The organism is Bacillus sp. mrc49 (genome assembly GCF_002803435.1).
Genome location: NZ_PHNG01000631.1, coordinates 1 through 616 on the forward strand (window position 1 = coordinate 1; position 616 = coordinate 616).

The window sequence follows — 616 nt, forward strand, 5'->3', positions numbered from 1 at the left end:
ACGGATTTAACCGCCGTTTCCTGGATAGTTCCTTATGTAGACGAAGAAGGGAATAATAGATTTTATGTAAATAGTCATTCTTTTGTAGGAACTAAAGAGGGCCTGGAAAACAAAATGAAGCGGGATAAAATAGACTATTCAGCTCTAGAAACTGAAGGTTTTTGCACGATCACGACGAAGGAAAGCGGAATTATTGATTATAAAGACGTTATTAATTTTATTCATTCCCTTGTAGAACGATTTAACTTTAATGTGAAAGGGATCTTTTATGATGAATGGAGCGCGGCGCCTTTTATTACAGAATTAGAGGATCTATACCCATTGGTTGCAGTACGCCAGGGCTGGAAGACTTTAAGCCCAGCTACAAAACAATTTCAAGTCGATGTATTTGAAAAGAACATAGCGCATACAAACAACCCTCTTTTAAACATTGCTATTAATAACGCTATCACTTTAGTTCAAAATGATACGGTTATGATTGATAAGAAAATGAACCGTAATAAAATAGATCCACTAGCTGCAGCTCTGAACGCCTTTACTCAGGCCATGACCGCGCTAGAAAGTGGCGTCGATTATAACGATTTTTATACAAGTGAGGAATTTAGTTTTTAAGGAG

Annotated in this window: 1 protein-coding gene; it reads left to right on the forward strand. The window is 37.0% G+C overall.

The genetic code is table 11. The features are described 5' to 3' along the window. The coding region (locus tag CVN76_RS06545) for a terminase TerL endonuclease subunit (protein WP_232732127.1) at positions 1 to 612 on the forward strand (612 nt) is incomplete at its 5' end. Between the last annotated feature and the right edge of the window lie 4 nt (positions 613 to 616).